The organism is Kitasatospora sp. NBC_00039 (genome assembly GCF_045160625.1).
Lineage (GTDB): Bacteria > Actinomycetota > Actinomycetes > Streptomycetales > Streptomycetaceae > Kitasatospora.
Genome location: NZ_CP108289.1, coordinates 6336316 through 6356415, shown reverse-complemented (window position 1 = coordinate 6356415; position 20100 = coordinate 6336316). Strand labels below are relative to the sequence as shown.

At 70.9% G+C, this 20100-nt stretch carries 18 protein-coding genes and 2 riboswitches; of the genes, 8 read left to right on the top strand and 10 right to left on the bottom strand.

Features of this window, described 5'->3' with window-relative positions:
- Positions 1-2: 2 nt before the first annotated feature.
- Positions 3-157, bottom strand: a riboswitch (cyclic di-AMP (ydaO/yuaA leader).
- A gap of 324 nt (positions 158-481) precedes the next feature.
- From OG286_RS28255 to OG286_RS28245, 3 genes are all read right to left on the bottom strand, one after another.
- Positions 482-1525, bottom strand: a complete 1044-nt coding sequence (locus OG286_RS28255) for an NlpC/P60 family protein (RefSeq protein ID WP_396319420.1) — start codon at positions 1523-1525, stop codon at positions 482-484.
- Positions 1526-1735: 210 nt separating this feature from the next.
- The gene (locus OG286_RS28250; RefSeq protein ID WP_396319653.1) at positions 1736-3151 is read right to left on the bottom strand and encodes an NYN domain-containing protein; all 1416 of its coding nucleotides are present in this window, start codon (positions 3149-3151) and stop codon (positions 1736-1738) included.
- Between the two features lie 255 nt (positions 3152-3406).
- Complete coding sequence (locus tag OG286_RS28245) at positions 3407-3667, bottom strand: hypothetical protein (protein WP_405365857.1); 261 nt, start codon at positions 3665-3667, stop codon at positions 3407-3409.
- A 288-nt stretch (positions 3668-3955) separates the two neighbouring features.
- Between OG286_RS28245 and OG286_RS28240 the strand changes: the two genes are divergently transcribed.
- Positions 3956-4738, top strand: a complete 783-nt coding sequence (locus OG286_RS28240) for a rhomboid family intramembrane serine protease (protein WP_396319422.1) — start codon at positions 3956-3958, stop codon at positions 4736-4738.
- Positions 4739-4779: 41 nt separating this feature from the next.
- Positions 4780-5061: an Lrp/AsnC ligand binding domain-containing protein gene (locus OG286_RS28235; RefSeq protein WP_030240061.1), complete on the top strand. Its 282-nt coding sequence runs from the start codon at positions 4780-4782 to the stop codon at positions 5059-5061.
- Between the two features lie 3 nt (positions 5062-5064).
- On the opposite strand, the gene OG286_RS28230 is transcribed toward OG286_RS28235, so the two are convergent.
- From OG286_RS28230 to OG286_RS28220, 3 genes are all read right to left on the bottom strand, one after another.
- The gene (locus OG286_RS28230) at positions 5065-6429 is read right to left on the bottom strand and encodes an aminotransferase class V-fold PLP-dependent enzyme (protein ID WP_396319423.1); all 1365 of its coding nucleotides are present in this window, start codon (positions 6427-6429) and stop codon (positions 5065-5067) included.
- Between the two features lie 50 nt (positions 6430-6479).
- Positions 6480-6597, bottom strand: a riboswitch (SAM riboswitch).
- 156 nt (positions 6598-6753) lie between these two features.
- A complete protein-coding gene (gene trpD / locus OG286_RS28225; RefSeq protein ID WP_405359593.1) occupies positions 6754-7830 on the bottom strand; it encodes an anthranilate phosphoribosyltransferase in 1077 nt (358 codons plus the stop codon).
- Between the two features lie 151 nt (positions 7831-7981).
- The gene (locus tag OG286_RS28220) at positions 7982-8407 is read right to left on the bottom strand and encodes a hypothetical protein (RefSeq protein WP_396319425.1); all 426 of its coding nucleotides are present in this window, start codon (positions 8405-8407) and stop codon (positions 7982-7984) included.
- Between the two features lie 396 nt (positions 8408-8803).
- On the opposite strand from OG286_RS28220, the gene OG286_RS28215 reads away from it, so the two are divergent.
- The 5 genes from OG286_RS28215 to OG286_RS28195 all read left to right on the top strand — a co-directional run bounded on the left by OG286_RS28215 (position 8804) and on the right by OG286_RS28195 (position 13644).
- Positions 8804-9424, top strand: coding sequence for a heme-copper oxidase subunit III (locus OG286_RS28215; RefSeq protein ID WP_073923280.1), 621 nt, complete (start codon positions 8804-8806; stop codon positions 9422-9424).
- A 187-nt stretch (positions 9425-9611) separates the two neighbouring features.
- Complete coding sequence (locus OG286_RS28210; protein WP_396319426.1) at positions 9612-10421, top strand: c-type cytochrome; 810 nt, start codon at positions 9612-9614, stop codon at positions 10419-10421.
- Complete coding sequence (locus tag OG286_RS28205; RefSeq protein WP_396319427.1) at positions 10418-11488, top strand: Rieske 2Fe-2S domain-containing protein; 1071 nt, start codon at positions 10418-10420, stop codon at positions 11486-11488. Before OG286_RS28210 ends, OG286_RS28205 begins: the two co-directional genes overlap by 4 nt.
- The gene (locus OG286_RS28200; protein WP_396319428.1) at positions 11485-13146 is read left to right on the top strand and encodes a cytochrome bc complex cytochrome b subunit; all 1662 of its coding nucleotides are present in this window, start codon (positions 11485-11487) and stop codon (positions 13144-13146) included. Before OG286_RS28205 ends, OG286_RS28200 begins: the two co-directional genes overlap by 4 nt.
- Positions 13147-13260: 114 nt before the next feature.
- Positions 13261-13644 (top strand): GntR family transcriptional regulator, encoded by a 384-nt coding sequence (locus OG286_RS28195; RefSeq protein WP_396319429.1) that lies wholly within the window; start codon positions 13261-13263, stop codon positions 13642-13644.
- Between the two features lie 21 nt (positions 13645-13665).
- Here OG286_RS28195 and OG286_RS28190 read toward each other — a convergent pair whose 3' ends face one another.
- The 4 genes from OG286_RS28190 to coxB all read right to left on the bottom strand — a co-directional run bounded on the left by OG286_RS28190 (position 13666) and on the right by coxB (position 18141).
- Positions 13666-14928, bottom strand: a complete 1263-nt coding sequence (locus tag OG286_RS28190; RefSeq protein WP_396319430.1) for an Ig-like domain-containing protein — start codon at positions 14926-14928, stop codon at positions 13666-13668.
- Between the two features lie 170 nt (positions 14929-15098).
- Positions 15099-15515, bottom strand: coding sequence for a cytochrome c oxidase subunit 4 (locus OG286_RS28185; RefSeq protein ID WP_396319431.1), 417 nt, complete (start codon positions 15513-15515; stop codon positions 15099-15101).
- Positions 15515-17290 (bottom strand): cytochrome c oxidase subunit I, encoded by a 1776-nt coding sequence (ctaD, locus tag OG286_RS28180; protein ID WP_396319432.1) that lies wholly within the window; start codon positions 17288-17290, stop codon positions 15515-15517. The genes OG286_RS28185 and ctaD overlap by 1 nt, the downstream gene beginning before the upstream one ends.
- Entirely contained in the window at positions 17287-18141 is an 855-nt protein-coding gene (gene coxB, locus OG286_RS28175; RefSeq protein ID WP_396319433.1) for a cytochrome c oxidase subunit II, read from the bottom strand. Before coxB ends, ctaD begins: the two co-directional genes overlap by 4 nt.
- A gap of 362 nt (positions 18142-18503) precedes the next feature.
- On the opposite strand from coxB, the gene OG286_RS28170 reads away from it, so the two are divergent.
- Positions 18504-20096: a cysteine desulfurase/sulfurtransferase TusA family protein gene (locus tag OG286_RS28170; protein WP_405363697.1), complete on the top strand. Its 1593-nt coding sequence runs from the start codon at positions 18504-18506 to the stop codon at positions 20094-20096.
- Positions 20097-20100 lie beyond the last annotated feature (4 nt).

Below are 20100 nucleotides of genomic sequence, written 5' to 3'. Positions count from 1 at the left end.
ACTCCTTCTTCCAACGCCCGCCTACCGGGTGAGCTGACGGGTTCGGGCCGGAAGCGTGCCCTACGACGCCTCACCGGCCGTTCCAGCGGCCGACCTGGCGCCGATTCACCCCGGAGGAACATGGTTCCCCGGCTCCGCTCCACAGCGCCCCCGACTGCTGGGCTCCCCGTCGGACCGGTCTGCGACCCGTCCCGCTGCTTCACGAACTCGGCGGTAAACCCCCGCCGCCACCCAGGCTGGGTGATCGACTGTGCGGTGGTTCGAGGCACGACCCTAGTAACAGAACCGTGATCCGTTCAAATCCTTGTCAGAAAAAAGACGGAAGAATACCCAAGTTCATTTGTGAATATGACCGGGTGTGACCAGCAACCTACGCGGAGCTGATCATTTCTCACATACGGCCGGGAACGCCGACGCCACCCCCGCTCGGAGGTGGCGCGGATCACAGGGCCGGATCCCGGCCCCTGGGCGTGTCGGTCCGTCAGACCCGGCGGATGGTGTTGATCTTCATCGCGTCGGCCTTCATCACCTTCACCACATCGCCGGTGTGCGGCGCGTGCACCACCATGCCGTTGCCGATGTACATCCCGACGTGGCTGCGGTCGTCGCGGTAGATGATCAGGTCACCCGGCTGGGCCTCGGCGAGCGAGGGCACCCGCGAGCCGTAGTTGGCCTGCGCCTGCGAGGTGCGCGGCAGCGAGACGCCGGCCTTCCCGTACGCCCAGACCATCAGGCCGGAGCAGTCGAAGCTGTTCGGCCCGGTGGCGCTCCAGACGTACGGCGAGCCCTGCTTGCTCATCGCGTTGGAGACGGCCGCCCCGGCGAGACCGGAGGCCTGCGGCAGGCTGCCGAGGTCGGCACGCTCGCTACCGCGCGAGGCCCGGTCGTCCTGCTGCTGGGCGGCCTTCAGCGCGGCCCGGTCCGCCGCACTCAGCGAGTTCAGCAGGTCCTGGGCCTCCTTCAGCTTCTTGTTGACCTCGGCCTTGGACTGGTTCAGGTCCTTGGTCGTGGTGTCCAGCGAGGCGAGGATCGCGGCGGCCTCGGTCTTCTGCTGGTCCAGCCGGCGCTGCTGGTCCTGGAGGCCCTTGAGCGCGTCGGCCTGGCTGGAGCTGGCCTGCTGCACGCTGGAGGCCTTGTCCAGGTAGCCGGACGGGTCGGAGGAGAGCATCAGCTGCACGGACGGGTCGATGCCACCGGTGCGGTACTGCTCGCCGGCCACCGCGGCCAGCCCGCCCTGAAGCTGGGTCATCTGGTCCTGGCCGCGCGCCACCTGGTCCTGGAGCTGGTCGGCCTGCTTGCGGAGCTGGTCGGCCCGCTCCTTGGCGCCGTTGTACTTCTCGGTCGCCTGCTCGGCCTCCTCCTGGAGCTGGTCGATCTGCGCCTTCACGTCCTCCTTCTTGGGGGACGGGGTCGGCGCGGCGTGGGCGGCGACCTGGGCGGAGAGGGCGACCGCGGTCGCCGCGGCAGCGGTGAGCACGGAGACCCGCGCGCGGCTCGGCTGCTTGGGACGGCGGTGGGAGGCCAAGTGACCGGCTCCTTCTTTTTACGGACTCACCCAATCGAGTGAGAATCCGGAAAATAGGTTTGACGCCAGACCCTAGTGAAGATCCAGGCTTTGCGCCACTCCCCCGTTGGCGTGAACTCCGCCCCGCCGCCATGACTTCACGAGATCGCCACAGCATCGCAAGCCCGGCTCTGACCAGGCGTCACCCCGTCCGGTGGGGCCCGGGACAGCCTACGGCCGGGCCAGCCGGTTCAGCAGCAGCACCGAGGCGACAGGGCGCGCACCAGCCTTGCGCACGCCCTCCGCAACCTCCCGGTCGGTGGAGACCACGACCACCGGCCGGCCCTGGGGCTCGGCCCGCACCAGGCGTCTGATCAGCTCGTCCGCCGTCTCCCCGGTCCGGCTGAACCGCACCCGGACCCCGCGCGGCGGCGCCATGATCACCGGTACGTCCAGGTCCTGGCCGTCGAACACACAGGTGACCTCCGCCTGGGTGCGCTGCGCCAGCATCGCCAGCCCGCCCAGCAGCCGGATCCGCTGCTGCTCCAGCGGCAGCGCCGGATAGCCGGTCTTGGTCACGTTGTAGCCGTCCACCACCAGATGGACCTGCGGGATCGCCAGCAGCTGGTCCAGCAGCGCCGGATCGTCCTCGGCCAGCCCGCGCCGGGCCACGTCGTGCGGCGAGGCCGCACCCGGCACCACCGCCTCCACCAGGTCGGCCGGCCGGATCTGGGAGACCGGCAGGGCCAGCTCCCGCTGGAGGCCCTGCGCCGACTGCAGCACGGTGTCCAGCAGCAACCGCAGCCGCATGTCCTCGACGCTGCGCCCCTCACGGGCCGACCGGCGGCCCTGCTCGGCGGCGTTCTCCAGCTCCGAGATCCGGTGCCGCAGCCGGCGCGCCTCGTTCTCGGCCGCGCTGCGCTCGGCTCCCGACTGCGTCTTCAGCGCCTCCAGTTCGGCGCTGAGCCGGCGGGTCTCGGCCTGGGCCCGGCGGGTGTCGCTCTCCAGCGACCGCACCTTCCGGCGCAGCGAGTCGGCCTCCTTGCGGACGTCCTCGGACTCGGTCCGCTGCCGGTCCAGATCGGAGCGCGCCGCGGACCGCACCTCGGCCAGCTCCGCCTGCAGCTTCTCCACCAGCCGGGCCGCCTCGGCGGCCGCGCCCTCGGCGCCGGCCCGCTCCGCCTCCTCGCCGGCCTCGGACACCAGCCGGCTCCAGCCCGCCGAACGCACCAGGTAGGCGGCGGCCGCGACGTCCATCGGATCGGCGGCCCCGGGCACGCTGCCGGACTCCAGCGCCTTGACCAGATCGGGCTGGCCCAGCCGCAGCCGCTCCGCTATCCGCACCCGGAAGGCCGGCTCGGACTCCAGCGCGGCGGCCAGCGCGGTGGCCGCGTACTTGGCCCGCCGGGCCGGAGTGAACTTGGCGTACTGGCGCAGCGTCTGCGGCAGCTCGCCCGGCGGCAGCCCTCCGAGCGCGTCCGCGGCGAGGCCGACCACCCGGCGGCGCACGCCCTCGGGCAGCGGCCGGTCGAGCTTCTCCGACGCCCGCTCCGCGGCCTTCTCGGCAGCCGCCGCCGTCCCGTCGGCGTGCTCTGCCGCCGGCTCGTCACCGCCGGACTCCTCGGCGTCGGCCGTCCCCTCCGACACCGGGTCTCCGGCCGGGGCGGGCGCGGACGGGGCTGCCTCGGCCGCGTCCGGCGCCTGCGCGTCCACAGCGGGCTGCCGCCCCTGCGGCCCGGCGGGCTCCTTCGCTGCGTCCACCACGTCCTCGGCTCCGATCCTGTTCCAGCGGCACGGCCAACGGCGGCCGCCCTCGTCCTCACGCTCCGTGCGCTCTGTCTGTATTGTCCCGTGCGGCGGGCGGCCGTGCCCCGCACCGCCGCCCTCCGCACGGGCCGGGCATCAACCCTGCTCGGCGGCCTCGGCGTCCTCGGCCCCGGGGCGGGCCACGAGCTCGACCTGGTCCACCGCGTTGCACCAGCGGCAGCGCACCGACTCGATGGTCTCGCTGAGCACCTCGGTCTCCTCCACCTTGGACTCGCCGGCCAGGTCGAAGTGGAGGAACTCGGTGACCCGGGCAGAACGGGTCACGTCGAAACGGGTCAGGTTGCCGCACAGGGTGCAGCGCCAACGCGTCTCGGCAGTCAGGGCGGGGACGGTCATCGGGGGTCCTCTCGGGTGGTCCCTGGGTGGGCTCAGGCGCTCCCCCCGGAGCCCCGGCATCGGCGGCGGGAGGCGGGAATGCCCGCCCCAAGCCTATTGCCTGAGGCAACCGTCCCGGCCACCGGTCACAGCGATCGGGCGGCCCGGACGCGCCCCCGGGGCAGGTCCGCGAACTCCCGCTCGCGGGCGACGCCAGGAGTCCGCGGACAACCCCTCGACCGGACAGGACGTAGCCCACCTGCCGTAAGCCCGGTGCCGCCCGTGCCGGGCGGAGGGATGCTTGGGCGCATGGCGATCCCGGTCCTCGACCACACCGGTGCGCGGGCCGGCCGCCCGGCCGCTCCCGTCCCGGCCGTCAGCTACGCGCTGATCGCGCTCAACACCCTGGTCTTCCTGGTCGGCCCGGCCGCCGGGCTCAACCCGCTGTACGGGCGCGGCCAGGACCGGGTCTGCGCGGAGCAGCGGTACGAGCAGCGCTGGGGCGCCGTCCCGGCCGAGCTGCTGGCCGGGCGCCCGCTGACCGCCGAACAGCTCGCCGAGGCCCCCGACCCGGTGCCCGGCTGCCCGGCCCGGCCGACCCCCGGCAAGCACCCGGCGCTCGCGGTGCTCAGCGCGCTCTTCCTGCACGCCGGCTGGCTGCACCTGCTGGGCAACCTGCTCTTCCTCTATGTCTTCGGCCCCACTGTCGAGGAACGGCTCGGCCGGGCCCGCTTCGCCCTCTTCTACCTGGCCGCCGGCTCGCTCGCCACGTACGGCTTCGCGCTGGCCGAGGCGCACTCGCCGGACTCCACCCGGGTGCTGATCGGCGCCTCGGGGGCGATCTCGGCCGTCCTCGGCGCCTACCTGAGGCTACATCCGCACGCCCGCGTCACCACGCTCGTACCACTCCTGCTCTTCCTCCCGCTGCGGTTCCCGGCCTGGCTGGTGCTCGGTCTCTGGTTCGCCCTTCAGTGGTGGTCGGTGCACTCGGCCGGGCCCGGGGTGGCCTACCTCGTCCACGTGATCGGCTTCTCGGCCGGCTTCCTGTACGCCTGCACGGTGGCCACCCGCCCCCCGCGACGGTCCGGCTGACGCCCGATACCCTGGCCGCACCTCACAAAGGAGCCCGAACAGTGATCACCGCCATCGTCCTGATCAAGACCAGCGTCGACCGCATCCCGGAGATCGCCGAGGCGATCGCGGCCATCGAGGGCGTCAGCGAGGTCTACTCGGTCACCGGCGGCTACGACCTGGTGGCGATGGTCCGGGTGCGCCGGCACGACGACCTGGCCGAGGTGATCCCCGGCCGGCTGAACAAGGTCCCGGGCGTGGCCCACACCGAGACCCAGATCGCCTTCCGCACGTACTCCCAGCACGACCTCGAGGCCGCCTTCGCGCTCGGCCTCGACGAGTAGGGCTCAGCCCTCCCGCCGCGTGTCCACGACGCAGCGGCCGCCCTCGTTGCGGTAGTTCCAGGCCGCGCCGTCCGTGACCAGCTCGCGGACGGCGGTCAGGAAGCGCTCGATGTGCTCGTCCGGGGTGCCGGCGCCGAAGCTGACCCGGATCGCGTTCAGGCTCCGCTCACCCGGCAGCGACGGCTCCGGCGCGCCGCACTCGGACGGTGCCACCTCCTCGTCACCGAGCAGCGTGCGCAGCAGCGGGTGCGCGCAGAACAGGCCGTCGCGCACCCCGATGCCGTACTCGGCGGAGAGCGCGGCCGAGAAGTGCGAGCTGTTCCAGCCCTGGACGACGAAGGAGAGCACGCCCACCCGGGCCGAGTCGGCGCCGAACAGGTTGAGCACCTTGACCTGCGGGACCTCAGCCAGACCGGCCTTCAGCCGGGCGACCAGCTGCTGCTCGCGGGCCTCGAGCGCGTCGAAGCCGGCGCCGGTCAGCGCCCGGCAGGCCGAGGCGATGGCGTAGGCGCCGATCACGTTCGGCGAGCCGGCCTCGTGCCGGGCCGGGCCGGTGTGCCACTGGACGGCCACCGAGCCGTCGGTCTCCCGGGCCACCGTACGGGTGGCGCCGCCGCCGGCCAGGTACGGCTCGGCCGCGTCCAGCCAGTCGGCCCGGCCGGCCAGCACGCCGGCGCCGAACGGCGCGTAGATCTTGTGCCCGGAGAAGGCGATCCAGTCCACGTCCAGCTCGCGCACCGAGACCCGGTGGTGCGGGGCGAGCTGCGCGGCGTCCAGCACCACCCGGGCGCCGTACCGGTGCGCGGTCGCGGTCAGCTCGGCGACCGGCCAGAGCTCGCCGGTGACGTTGGAGGCGCCGGTGACGCAGAGCAGCTTGGGGCCCTCGGGGGCCGCGGCCAGTGCGGCGTCCAGGGCGGCGACCGCCTCGGCCCGCGAGCGCGGGGCGCGCAGGTAGGTGACGTCCAGTCCGGCGTGCGCCCAGGGCAGCAGCGAGGCGTGGTGCTCGGTCTCGAACGCGAAGACCCGGGTGCCGGCTGGGACGGCACCGGCCAGCAGGTTCAGCGAGTCGGTGGTGGCCCGGGTGAAGACCACCTGGTCGCCCTCGCGCAGGCCGAGGAACTCGGCGACGGTACGGCGGCTCTGCTCGAACAGGTCGGTGGAGAGCTGCGACAGGTAGCCGGCGCCGCGGTGCACGCTGCCGTAGTAGGGGGCGTAGGCGGCGACGTCGTCCCAGACCCGCTGGAGCGCCGGGGAGCTGGCCGCGTAGTCGAGCGCCGCATAGGTGACCTTCTCGCCGCTGGCCAGCGGGACCAGGACGTCGTGGCCGAGGACGGGGAGCGGGGCGCAGAGTTCGGTGGCGACGGACATGGGGATGCACTCCTCCTGGGTGAAGGACCCCGGGGAGTGCGTGTCGCCGGCGTCCGCGCTTGTCACGCGGACGGATTGCCGCGGGACCCGGTCCTCACCCAGGGCACCCCGCCACGGACGGAGGGTTGCCGGACAGCAAGCTGGGGCTTGGCGCTGTCACTCATGACCTGCCGAGGACTCTAGGTCGCGTCCGCCGGGTGGTCAAACACGGGTCCACCATCCGGACGGGGCTCGCCCTCCCGCCTGCGGGCCGCCCGGGCCCGGCGCGCTCATGCGGCGGGGCCCGCCCGGGGTCACTCCCCCGCGCGGGCCCCAACTACCGCCTCACGCCTTGCTGGTGGCCTCCGACCAGCGGTTCAGCAGGTCCAGTGCGGCGCCCGAGTCGATGGCGGCCGCGGCCCGCTCCATGGCCGCCGCCAGCTGCTCGGTGAGCGGCGCGTCGGTGAGGTCCAGCGCCACCAGCGCCGCCGCCGTGTTCAGCAGGACGGCGTCCCTCACCGGCCCGCGCTCCCCGGCCAGCAGCCGGCGGGCGGCGTCCGCGTTGTACGCCGGGTCCGCGCCGCGCAGCGCCTCGATGCCGACCAGCCCGATGCCGACCTCGCGCGGGTCGAAGGTGGTCTCGCGGACCTCGCCGCCACGCACGATCCAGACCCGCGAGGTGGTGGTGATGGTCAGCTCGTCCAGACCGTCGTCGCCGCGGAAGACCAGCGCACTGGAGCCGCGCCGGGCCAGCACCCCGGCGATCAGCCCGGCCAGCCGCGTGTCGAAGCAGCCGATCGCGTGGGCCGTCACCTTGGCCGGGTTGGTCAGCGGGCCCAGGATGTTGAACGCCGTCGGCACCCCGAGGTCGCGCCGGGCCGTGGCGGCGTGCCGCATCGACGGATGGAACATGGCGGCGGAGCAGAAGGTGAGCCCGATCTCCTCGGCCACCTCGGCGACCCTCCGGGCGGAGAGGTCGAGGGCGATGCCCAGCTTCTCCAGCACGTCCGAGGAGCCGCTCGCCGAGGAGGCGGCCCGGTTGCCGTGCTTGACCACCTTGGCACCGGCCGCCGCCGCGACGATCGCCGACATGGTCGAGATGTTGACGGTCTTGGCGCGGTCTCCGCCGGTACCGACGACGTCCACCGCCGGGCCGGGGATGGAGAGCGGCTCGGCGTGCGCGTACATCGCGTCCACCAGGCCGGCGATCTCCCCGACCGTCTCGCCCTTGGCCCGCAGCGCCACCATGAAGCCGGCCACCTGGGCCGGGGAGGCCTCGCCGCTCATGATCCGGTCCATCGCCCACGCGGTGTCCGCCTGACCGAGGTCCTCGCCCCGCAGCAGCACCGACAGGATGTCCGGCCAGGTGCGGACCACCTGCACGGGGTCCTTGCCGCCGTTCGCAGGGTTCACGTTCACCATGGCTGACTCCAGCTCTCGTCGGTTCCCGGAAAGGGATCTCCGTAGGGTTGGAGTCAGCCTATCGAGCGGCGGGACGCCACCGTCCCGCCGCGACCCTTCTTCTCTCCTGGTGAGATGCGCCCCCTTTTACCGGGCCACCGGTGTCCGCCTTCTACCGGGTGGCCGGTGTCCGCTTCGCCAGCCGGGCCCGGAGCAGGGTGGCGGCGGCCTCGGCCAGCGCCACCGGGTCCACCGGCTGGGAGATCGCCGCGTCGGCCCGGCTCCAGGCGGCCAGCCAGGAGTCCTGCGGCCGGCCGATCAGCACCAGCACGGGCGGGCAGCCGTAGATCTCGTCCTTCAGCTGCCGCCCGAGCCCCAGCCCTCCGGCCGGCACCGCCTCGCCGTCCAGCACGCAGAGGTCCACGCCCCCCTTCTCCAGTGCCTTCAGCACCGCGGGGGTCGTCGCGCACTCCAGGTAGGACAGCTCCGGCAGGTCCGCGGCCGGCCGGCGGCCGAGCGCCGTCAGCACCTGCTCGCGGGTGTTGCGGTCGTGGCTGTAGACGAGAACGGTCAGCGTCTCGTCGGTCGTGTACGCCATGGGCCCTGCTCCCTCAAAGTGTGATCCGGACCACGTTCGCCTCAACCCGGATGCTACTCCCGATCACCGGCCGCCGAGCCCCTCCCGCGAGATCCATCTCAAGCCGCCGCGCCCACGACTCACCCGCCCGGAGGACGGCGCGTCACCCTCAGCGGTGCGGTCCACCCGTACGGCCGACAGAACGGCCCTCCCCTTACTCCCCGCGGGCCGCACGGGCGTGCAGCGACACGCAGGGCAAGAGGGTCGAAGAGGCCTTCGAAGAACCATCAGAAAAGGGACATGCCGCTGCTCAGCCCCCGTCCGGACGCTCCGTCGGGTCCCACTGGGGCATACCGCACGCACCGGACACTCCGAGGGACACCCCCCGGCGTGAAGACGGAATAAGGGACCGACATAATGTCCGTCGTGGCGACAGCAACAGCAGTAGAAACCGGGCACGCGCACGGATCGGTCAACCGGCCGAACATGGTCAGCGTCGGAACGATCGTCTGGCTCAGTTCCGAGTTGATGTTCTTCGCGGCCCTCTTCGCGATGTACTTCACGCTCCGCTCCGTCAAGGGAGCCGAGTTCTGGAGCGAGAAGGCGCACGCCCTCAACGTGCCCTTCTCCTCGGTCAACACCACGATCCTGGTGCTCTCCTCGCTCACCTGCCAGCTCGGCGTGTTCGCTGCCGAGCGCGGGGACGTGAAGAAGCTCCGGTCGTGGTTCGTCATCACCTTCGTGATGGGCGCGATCTTCATCGGCGGCCAGATCTTCGAGTACACCGAGCTGGTCAAGAAGGACGGCCTCTCGCTGTCCTCCGACCCGTACGGCACGGTGTTCTACCTCACCACCGGTTTCCACGGTATGCACGTGACGGGTGGTCTGATCGCCTTCCTGCTGGTCCTGGGACGGACGTACGCAGCCAAGCGCTTCACGCACGAGCAGGCCACCGCCGCGATCGTGGTGTCGTACTACTGGCACTTCGTCGACGTCGTGTGGATCGGCCTGTTCGCGACCATCTACCTGATCAAGTAACCAGCTGATCAGGTCGCTGGCCACCGGCCTCGGGCCCCCGCCCTCACCGGCGACGGGCCTCTTTGCCGGTGCCGACGCTCCCACCGACCGACCGCGCGCGCAGCCCTAGACAGGCAGCCTCGTGCCGGCCAGACCGGCCGCCGGGTGCACCCACCAGTCGACCAGATCCTGACACCGGGGTTATTCCGTGAAAAAGCTCTCCGCACGACGGCGCCACCCACTGGCGGCGCTGGTCGTCCTACTTCTCGCCCTGGCGGCAACCGGGGGGCTGTACGCCGCGTTCGCGCCCGCCGACAAGGCGCAGGCCGATGTCGCCGCGCAGTCGCTCGCGATCGATGAGGGCAAGAAGCTCTTCGCCGTGGGCTGCTCCTCCTGCCACGGCCTGAACGGCCAGGGCAGCAGCGACGGTCCCAGCCTGGTCGGCGTCGGCTCCGCCGCGGTCGACTTCCAGGTCGGCACCGGCCGCATGCCGGCCCAGCAGCCCGGCGCTCAGGTGCCGCGCAAGAAGAACATCTACTCGCAGGCGGAGATCGACCAGCTCGCCGCGTTCGTGGCCTCGCTCGGCCCCGGCCCGGTGACTCCGAGGGAGGAGCAGTTCACCTCGACCAACCCCGAGGACATCTCCAAGGGCGGCGAGCTGTTCCGCACCAACTGCGCCCAGTGCCACAACTTCGCCGGTCAGGGCGGTGCCCTGACCAAGGGCAAGTACGCCCCGTCGCTGGAGGGTGTGGACGCCAAGCACATCTACGAGGCCATGCAGACCGGCCCGCAGCAAATGCCGTCGTTCCCGGACACCACCATGCCCGAGGAGCAGAAGAAGCAGATCGTGGCCTTCGTCCGCCACACCACCAACGATGAGCCGAACCCCGGTGGTCTCACGCTCGGCAGCCTCGGTCCGGTGACCGAGGGTCTGTTCGGCTGGATCTTCGGTCTCGGCGCACTCATCGCGGTCGCGATCTGGGTCGCCGCCCACACCACCAAGGCCAAGAAGTCATGAGCCAGGACATGCCAGAAGAGAAGCTCCCGGAGTCGCACGGCTCCGCCGGGCACCACGAGGTGGCCGCCCACGGCGATCCGTTCGCCGACCCGGGCCTGCCGGCCCACGAACCGCGTCGCACCGACATCGACGAGCGGGCCGCCAAGCGCGCGGAGCGCCAGGTCTCGCTGATGTTCGTGATCTCGATGCTCGCCACGGTGGGCTTCATCGCCTCCTACGTGGCCATCGACCCGGACAAGATCGTCTACGTCTTCCCGCTGGGCCACATCAGCGCGCTGAACTTCGCGCTGGGCCTGACCCTGGGCGTGGCGCTGTTCATGATCGGCGCGGGCGCGGTCCACTGGGCCCGCACGCTGATGTCGGACCACGAGATCCCGGCCGAGCGTCACCCGATCGAGGCCGACGACGAGGTCCGCAACGACGTCATCGAGCAGTTCAGGACCGGCGCCGCCGAGTCCGGCTTCGGCCGCCGCAAGATGATCCGCAACACCCTCATCGGCTCGATGGCCCTGGTGCCGCTCTCCGGTGTGGTGCTGCTGCGCGACCTCGGCCCGCTGCCCGAGGACAAGCTGGAGCACACCGGCTGGGACGAGGCCACCCCGGCCAAGCCCCTGGCGCTCATCAACATGAACACCAACCTGCCGATGAAGGCCGAGGACGTCATCCAGGGGTCGCTGACCTTCGCGATGCCGCAGGGTCTGCACACCCACGACGAGGACTTCCAGCAGCGCATCGCCAAGGACGCCCTGATGCTGGTGCGCATCGCGCCGGAGGACATCAAGGACAACGCGTCCCGGGAGCTGGGCTTCGAGGGCATCCTCGCCTACTCGAAGATCTGCACCCACGTCGGCTGCCCGATCAGCCTCTACGAGCAGCAGACCCACCACGCGCTCTGCCCCTGCCACCAGTCGACCTTCGATCTGGCGGACGGCGCGCGCGTCATCTTCGGCCCGGCCGGCCACCCGCTGCCGCAGCTGAAGATCACCACTGACGAGAAGGGCTTCCTGGTCGCCACCGGCGACTTCGACGAGCCCGTCGGCCCGAGCTACTGGGAGCGTGCTCGATGAGTAGCGCGAGCAGCACCACCTCCGGTGCCTCCAAGCCGGCCAGCACGCGCGCCAAGCCCGCCAACAAGTGGGAGCAGGCCGCTGACTGGACGGACGGCCGGCTGGGGATCTACTCCCTCGCCAAGGCCAACCTGCGGAAGATCTTCCCGGACCACTGGTCCTTCATGCTGGGCGAGATCTGCCTCTACACCTTCATCATCATCATCCTGACGGGCGTCTATCTGACGCTCTTCTTCAAGCCCTCGATGGGCGAGGTCATCTACGACGGGTCGTACGTCCCGCTCAAGGGCATCCCGATGTCCGAGGCGTACGCGTCGACGATGGACATCAGCTTCGAGGTCCGCGGCGGCCTGCTGGTCCGTCAGATCCACCACTGGGCCGCGCTGGTCTTCGTGGCCGCGATGCTCGTGCACATGCTGCGCGTCTTCTTCACCGGCGCGTTCCGCAAGCCGCGTGAGATCAACTGGGTCTTCGGCTTCCTGCTGCTGGTCCTGGGCATGTTCGACGGCTTCTTCGGCTACTCGCTGCCCGACGACCTGCTCTCCGGCACCGGCATCCGGTTCATGGAGGGCGCCGTCCTGGCGACCCCGCTGATCGGCACCTACATCCAGATGTTCCTGTTCGGGGGCGAGTTCCCCGGCCACGACATCGTGCCGCGGTTCTTCACCATCCACGTCCTGCTGATCCCGGGCATCATGCTCGGCCTGCTGGTCGCGCACCTGATCCTGGTCTTCTACCACAAGCACACCCAGTGGGCGGGCCCGGGCAAGACCGAGAAGAACGTCGTCGGCATGCCGCTGATGCCGGTCTACATGGCCAAGGCCGGTGGCTTCTTCTTCCTGGTCTTCGGCCTGATCGCGGTCATCTCCGCGGTCGCCTCGATCAACCCGATCTGGGCGTACGGCCCGTACCGCCCCGACCAGGTGTCCACCGACGCCCAGCCGGACTGGTACATGGGCTTCTCCGAGGGCCTGATCCGCATCATGCCGGGCTGGGAGATCGGCCTCTGGGGCCACACCCTGAACCTGGGTGTCTTCATCCCGCTGATGGTGGTCTTCCCGCTGGTCCTGGTCTCCATCGCCGCCTACCCGTTCATCGAAGGCTGGGTCACCGGCGACAAGCGCGAGCACCACATCCTGGACCGCCCGCGCAACGCCCCGGTCCGCACCGCGCTCGGTGCCGCCTGGATCAGCCTGTACCTGGTGCTGCTGGTCGCCGGTGGCAACGACCTCTTCGCCACCCACCTGCACCTGTCGCTCAACGACGTCACGTACTTCGTCCGGGTCGGCTTCTTCGTGGTGCCGGTGCTCACCTTCATCATCACCAAGCGCTGGTGCCTCGGCCTCCAGCGCCGGGACAAGGAGAAGGTGCTGCACGGCCGCGAGACGGGCGTCATCAAGCGCCTGCCGCACGGCGAGTTCGTCGAGGTGCACGCGCAGCTGCCGCAGGGCGACCTGCACAAGCTCACCGCACACGAGCAGCAGCAGCCGTTCGAGCTCCCGGCCCAGAGGGACGAGAACGGCGTGGCCCTCAAGGCCGGCATCCTCACCCGCACCCGGGCGAAGATCTCCCGCGGCTACTTCGGCGAGGGCAGCCAGATTCCCAAGCCCACCGCCGAGGAGCACCACGAGATCACCAGCGGCCACGGCCACCACTGATCCCGTACGCACCCCGCGTCACCCCCGAGGGCCGCTGACCAGACTTCGCTCTGGTCGGCGGCCCTCGGGCTTTCCGTCGTCCGTCCCGCCCTCGCCCCATCCTCAGGAGCCCTCGTGGAGCTGTCCGTCGACCCCGCCTCCGCCACTCCCCCGTACGAGCAGGTCCGCGCCCAGATCGCCGAGCGGGCCCGCAGCGGCGAGCTGCCGACCGGGCTGCGGCTGCCCACCGTCCGGGCCCTGGCCGAGCAGCTCGGGCTGGCCGCGGGGACGGTCGCCAAGGCCTACCGGGAGCTGGAGACCGACGGGGTGGTGGAGACCCACGGCCGGCGCGGCACCCTGATCGCCGCGACCGGCGACACCGGCCACCGGCTGGCCGCCGCGGCCGCCACCGAGTACGCCGAGCGGGCCCGGCGCCTCGGGGTGCCGCGAGCGGACGCCCTGGCGGCCGTGGAGACCGCGCTGCGGCTGGCGTACGAGGTGCCGGGCCGGGAGGGCTGAACGCCCCCGTGGCGGGCCCCGTCAGACCTCCGGGCGGATGATCCCGGTGGCGGGGGCCCGGGAGGACGGCGGGGTGGTGCTGACGGGCTGTCCGAGGGCGCTGTGCTTGACCCAGTCGGCCCAGGCGACGTTCCAGTCCCCGAAGCCGTTGCCGAACGGCTCCATGGCGGCGCCGTGGCTGTTGACCACCGTCACCAGGTCGCCGACCCGGGTGTTGTCGTAGAACCACTTGGCGTTCTCGGTGCTCATGCCGGTACAGCCGTGGCTGACGTTCGCCACGCCCTGCGAGGCGACCGACCAGGGTGCGGCGTGCACGTACTCGCCGCTCCAGGTCACCCGGGTGGCCCACTCGACATTGAGGTCGTAGGACTCCGAGCTGCCTGCGGCTATGCCGATCGTCTCGCCGCTCATCCGGACCTGGCGCTCCTGGCCGAGCACCACCTTGATGCCGTTGCGGGTGTCGAAACCGGGCTTGCCGGTGGTCACCGGGATCGTCCGGACGACCTCGCCGCCGCGCTTCAGGGTGAGCTCGTGGGCGGCGGCGTCCACCACCGACTCCACCCGCTCGCCGATCCGCAGGGCCAGAGCGGCACGGTCGCCGCCGTAGAGGCCGTCCGAGATCCGGCTGCCGGTGTCGTCGAAGACCAGGCTGACGGTCGTCCCGGTCGGCCAGTACTCCTCCGGTCGGAAGTGCAGGTTCTTGTCGTCCACCCAGTACCAGCCGCCGGTGACGGCGGGCTGCGAGGTGACCGTCAGGGCGCGCTCGACCTCCTGGCGGGCCTGCGGGTCCTTCACCGCCTCGGAGAGCTGCACGGTGAGCGGCTGGCCGACGCCGTAGAGACCGCTGCCGGAGGAGTCCGGGCCGAGCTTGGCCGTCAGCAGGCGCTGCCCGGCGAGGGTGGAGAAGCCCGCGGTGGTCTCGCCGCGGCCGCCGTTGCCGTCGGCGGCGGCGATCCTGACGGTGTAGGCGGTGGCCGCCTTGAGCCGCCCGGTGGTCTGCCAGCTGCGCTGGTCCTCCGAGAGCTTCCCGGCCACCACCCGGCCGTCCGGGCCGACCACGGTGACATCGGTGAGCCGGCTGCCGGGGACGGCGGTCACCGTGACGGGCTGGGACGGGTCCACCGTGCCTTCGGCCGAGACGTGTACGAGCGGGGCCGCGTCGACCTTGTGGACGGCGCCGGTGACGTCTCCGTCCCCACCGGACGTGCAGGCCGCCAGCGGGGCCAGTACTGCGAGAGCCAGCGAGATGCTGCCTATACCTGCGATTCCGCGCCTGTCGGCCATGACCGCCTCCGAGGGTTCGCACGATTGATCAGATCGTAGGAACGGTCGACGGAAGAGCGACATCCGGGGGACCCGCCGTTGACCCACCGGAGTGAGCGCCTCACTCCGGGGACGCAACAGGGCCGGGCATCCCGTGCGGGATGCCCGGCCCTGTGCGAGAGGGAGAGGACCTACTGGTTCTGGTTCTCGCCCCGGTAGAACTCGAAGACCCAGCCGAAGAGGCCGATCATGATGATCGGGATCGACCAGTACAGCAGCCACCAGCCGAAGATCACTCCCATGAAGGCGAGCGCACCGCCGATCGCGAGCGAGAGCGGCTGCCAGCTGTGCGGGGCGAAGAAGCCCAGCTCGCCGGCGTCGTCCGCGACCTCGGCCTCGGGGTTGTCACCGGCGCCGCTGTCCACCCGGCGGGCGGTGAAGGCGAGGTAGTACCCGATGAAGGCGCAGAGCGCGAAGGCGAGGAACAGCGCCGTCGTGCCCGCGGCCTCGATACCGAGGTCGGAGCTGTTGGTCCACAGGCCGTACGTGATCGCCATCGCGAGGATGAAGACCGCGAAGCCGAGGAAGATCTTGCCCTGTTCCTTCATCAGGCGTCGCCCTCCTTCTTGCCCTTGCCCAGCTGCGGGGCGTCGTACTTCGCCGGGGTCACGCCGGCGAGGTGCTTGGCCGGCTCACCGTGGTTCTCCAGGTAGTCCAGCGCCGCGATCTCCGGGTAGTGGAGGTCGAAGGCCGGGGATTCGGAGCGGATCCGCGGCAGCGTGAGGAAGTTGTGCCGCGGCGGCGGGCAGGAGGTCGCCCACTCCAGCGAGCGGCCGTAGCCCCACGGGTCGTCGACCTCGACCTTCTCGCCGTACTTGGCGGTCTTCCAGACGTTGTAGAGGAACGGCAGGATCGACAGACCGAGCAGGAACGAGCCGATGGTCGAGACGGTGTTCAGGGTGGTGAAACCGTCCGAGGCCAGGTAGTCGGCGTAGCGACGGGGCATGCCCTCGGCGCCGAGCCAGTGCTGCACCAGGAAGGTGGCGTGGAAGCCGATGAACAGCGTCCAGAAGGTGATCCGGCCGAGGCGCTCGTCCAGCATCTTGCCGGTCATCTTCGGCCACCAGAAGTGGAAGCCGGCGAACATCGCGAAGACGACGGTGCCGAAGACCACGTAGTGGAAGTGGGCGACGACGAAGTACGAGTCCGAGACGTGGAAGTCGATCGGCGGGGAGGCCAGCAGGACACCGGTCAGACCACCGAAGAGGAAGGTGACCAGGAAGCCGACCGTCCAGAGCATCGGGGTCTCGAAGCTCAGCGAGCCCTTCCACATGGTGCCGACCCAGTTGAAGAACTTCACACCGGTCGGGACCGCGATCAGGAAGGTCATGAAGGAGAAGAACGGCAGCAGCACCTGGCCGGTGACGTACATGTGGTGGGCCCACACCGTCACGGACAGACCGGCGATCGCGATGGTGGCCGCGATCAGGCCGGAGTAGCCGAACATCGGCTTGCGGCTGAAGACCGGGATGATCTCCGACACGATGCCGAAGAACGGCAGCGCGATGATGTACACCTCGGGGTGGCCGAAGAACCAGAACAGGTGCTGCCAGAGCAGCGCCCCTCCGTTCGCCGGGTCGAAGACGTGTGCCCCGAATTTACGGTCCGCCTCCAGGGCGAACAGCGCGGCGGCCAGCACCGGGAAGGCCAGCAGGACCAGCACGGCGGTCAGCAGGACGTTCCAGACGAAGATCGACATCCGGAACATCGTCATGCCGGGCGCGCGCATGCAGATGATCGTGGTGATGAAGTTGACCGCACCGAGGATCGTGCCGAAGCCGGAGAAGGCCAGACCCATGATCCACATGTCGGCGCCGACACCCGGCGAGCGGACGGCGTCCGACAGCGGGGAGTAGGCGAACCAGCCGAAGTCGGCCGCACCGTTCGGGGTGACGAAGCCGGCCACCGCGATGGTCGAACCGAAGAGGTACAGCCAGTACGCGAACATGTTCAGACGCGGGAAGGCCACGTCCGGGGCACCGATCTGCAGCGGCATGATCCAGTTCGCGAAGCCGGCGAAGAGCGGCGTCGCGAACATCAGCAGCATGATCGTGCCGTGCATGGTGAACGCCTGGTTGAACTGCTCGTTCGACAGGATCTGGGTCCCGGGACGAGCCAGCTCGGCGCGCATGACCAGGGCGAGGATGCCACCGATCAGGAAGAAGGCGAACGACGTGCCCAGGTAGAGCGTGCCGATCGTCTTGTGGTCAGTGGTGGTCAGCCACTTGATGATGGTCGAACCCGGCTTGCGGGTCCGCTGCGCCCCGACCGTGACGGCCCCGGCGCCCCCGCCGGCCGCGGCGGGCTCGTTGAGGATGGTCACTTCTCTTCACTTCCCATGGTCGTGATGCCGGAGGGCAACGCGCCGGTCTGGCCCTTGGCCCGCAGGTCCGCCAGGTGCTTGTCGTAGTCCGCGCGGTCGACGACCTTGACCTTGAACAGCATGCGCGAGTGGTCCACGCCGCAGAGCTCGGCACACTTGCCGTCGTACTCGCCCTTGACGTTCGGGGTGACCTCGAACTTGTTCACCACACCCGGCACGACGTCCATCTTCATCAGGAAGTTGATGGGCCAGAAGTCGTGGATGACATCACGCGAGGTCAGCCGGAACTCGACGGACTCGTTGACCGGGAGCCACAGCGTCGGCATCTCCGCAGGAGTGCCCACGTCGTACGCGGCGTCCTTGTTGGCCGGGTCCGGATTCTCGGTGTTCTCGTAGTTGAACGCCCAGCTCCACTGGAAGCCGACCACGTTGACCGTGTGCTGCGGCTTCTCGGAGACGGAGATCAGCTTCGACTCGTCGCGGGCGACGAAGTAGAAGAGGACCGAGACGATAATGATGGGGACCGCGGTGTAGAGCGCCTCGATGGGCACGTTGTACCGGGTCTGCGGGGGGATCTGCACACCGGTGCGGCTGCGCCGGTGGAAGATCACGCTCCAGAGGATCAGACCCCACATCAGTGCGCCCACTGCCAGAGCCGCAATCCAGGAGCCCTGCCACATGTGGAGGACCAGGGGTCCTTCCTCGGTGACGGGGCTCGGGAGGCCAAGCCTGGGGAGGTCGTTGGCCGAGCAGCCGGTAGCGGTCGCGATGACGAGGCCCAGTGCCAGCGCCTGAGGCAGCTTCCGCCGCATCGTGCGCCGCGGCGAGCGGTCGGAGCCGTTGGGACTCACGTAGCGCCTTCCCGAAGTCTCGCCCGCCTTCGCGTCGCCCCGCGGAGGATTGTGAGCCTCCCCGGCGACCCGTCCACGGGCACGGTTTGAATGCTTATGCGGGCCAAACCCTACTCCAGCCTTATGCGCTGCTGACGGGCAGGTCCCGGTAACGCGCCGCCCGGTCGCCCGATCAGGCCCCGCAAGGGCTGCGTCGCAGGTCATCGTAGGCATTCGAGGTCCGTACGCCCGATCGGGGGATGACCTCCGACAACGTGGGTGACGGTCCGTCGGACGAGGACGAATCGGACATTCGGGTTGATCGACTGACGGCCGGTGAGTCGGGCAAGGAGGCTGGAATACACCTGGGTGTGTCGTTAAATGTGACCGTGTACTTCGATGTGGCCTCCACCGCACCGCTTCACCCCGTCGCGCGGCAGGCGCTGACCGCCGCGCTGGACGAGGGTTGGGCCGACCCCGCCCGGCTCTACCGCTCCGGCCGGCAGGCCCGGATGCTGCTGGACGCCGCCCGCGAGACGGTGGCCGGGGTGCTCGGCGCCCGGCCGGACGAGATCGCGTTCACCGCGAGCGGGACACAGGCGGTGCAGCTGGGCATGCTCGGCGCGCTGGCCGGGAACCGGCGGCGGGGCGGGCACCTGGTGCACTCGGCCGTCGAGCACTCCAGCGTGCTGCACACCGCGGAGCGCTGGGGGTCCCCCCGGCCGGAGGCCTGGGGAGGGGCGGCGGGCGGCAGCGTCGCGGTCGTCCCGGTGGACCGGTACGGACGGGTGGACCCCGGGGAGTTCGCGGCGGCGCTGCGTCCCGACACCGCACTCGCCGTCCTGCAGTCGGCCAACCACGAGGTGGGCACGGTGCAGCCGGTGGCCGAGGTGGCGGGGCTCTGCAACGAGGTGCCGCTGCTGGTGGACGCCGCGCAGAGCGCCGGGCGGGTGGACGTCCCGGCGGGCTGGTCGCTGCTGACGGCCAGTGCGCACAAGTGGGGCGGACCGGCCGGTGTCGGGGTGCTGGCTGTGCGCAAGGGTGTCCGGTACGCCTCGCCGCTGCCGGCCGACGAGCGCGAGAACGGCCGGGTGCCGGGGTACGTCAACGTGCCGGCGATCGTGGCCGCCGCCGCCTCGCTGCGGGCGGTGCGGGCCGAGGCCGAGCGGGAGAACGCCCGGCTGCACGCCCTGGTCGAGCGGATCCGGGCCCGGGTGCCGCAGCTGGTACCCGAGGTGGAGGTGGTCGGCGACCCGGTACGGCGGCTGCCGCACCTCGTCACCTTCTCCTGCCTGTACGTGGACGGCGAGGTGCTGCTGACCGAGCTGGACAGGGCCGGCTTCGCGGTCTCCTCCGGCTCGTCCTGCACCTCGTCGACCCTGACGCCGAGCCATGTGCTGGCGGCGATGGGCGTGCTCACCGAGGGGAACGTCCGGGTCTCGCTGCCCTTCGGAGCGGCCGAGGAGGACGTCGAGCGGTTCCTCGCCGTACTGCCGGACGTGGTGGCCGGGGTCCGCGCCCCGCTCGGGCTGGACCTGCCGGCCCCGGCGGCGGCTGCGAGCGTCGGTGCCGGGCCCGAGCGCCCGGAGGCGAGCGGGCGGGTCACGGCCGCGCCAACGCCCCGAGCCGAAGGGCGCGCCGGTGCCGAAAGTGAGGAACGACAAGCGACCGACGAAGGAGGTCGCGCCGGAGAGAGGAGCGTCGGTGCCGGCGCCGAGCGCCCGGAGGCGAGCGAGCGGGTCACAGTGATCGACGCGCTCGGCAAGCGGTGCCCGCTGCCCGTCATCGAGCTGGCCAGGCGGATCGGCGAGGTGGCGCCGGGCGGGACGGTCGCCGTGCTGGCGGACGACGAGGCGGCCCGGCTGGACATCCCGGCCTGGTGCGGGATGCGGGAGCAGGAGTACCTGGGCGAGGCCCCGGCCGCCGACTACGGCGGCGACCGGGGCTCGGCCTACCTGGTGAGGCGAACGACCTGAGCCG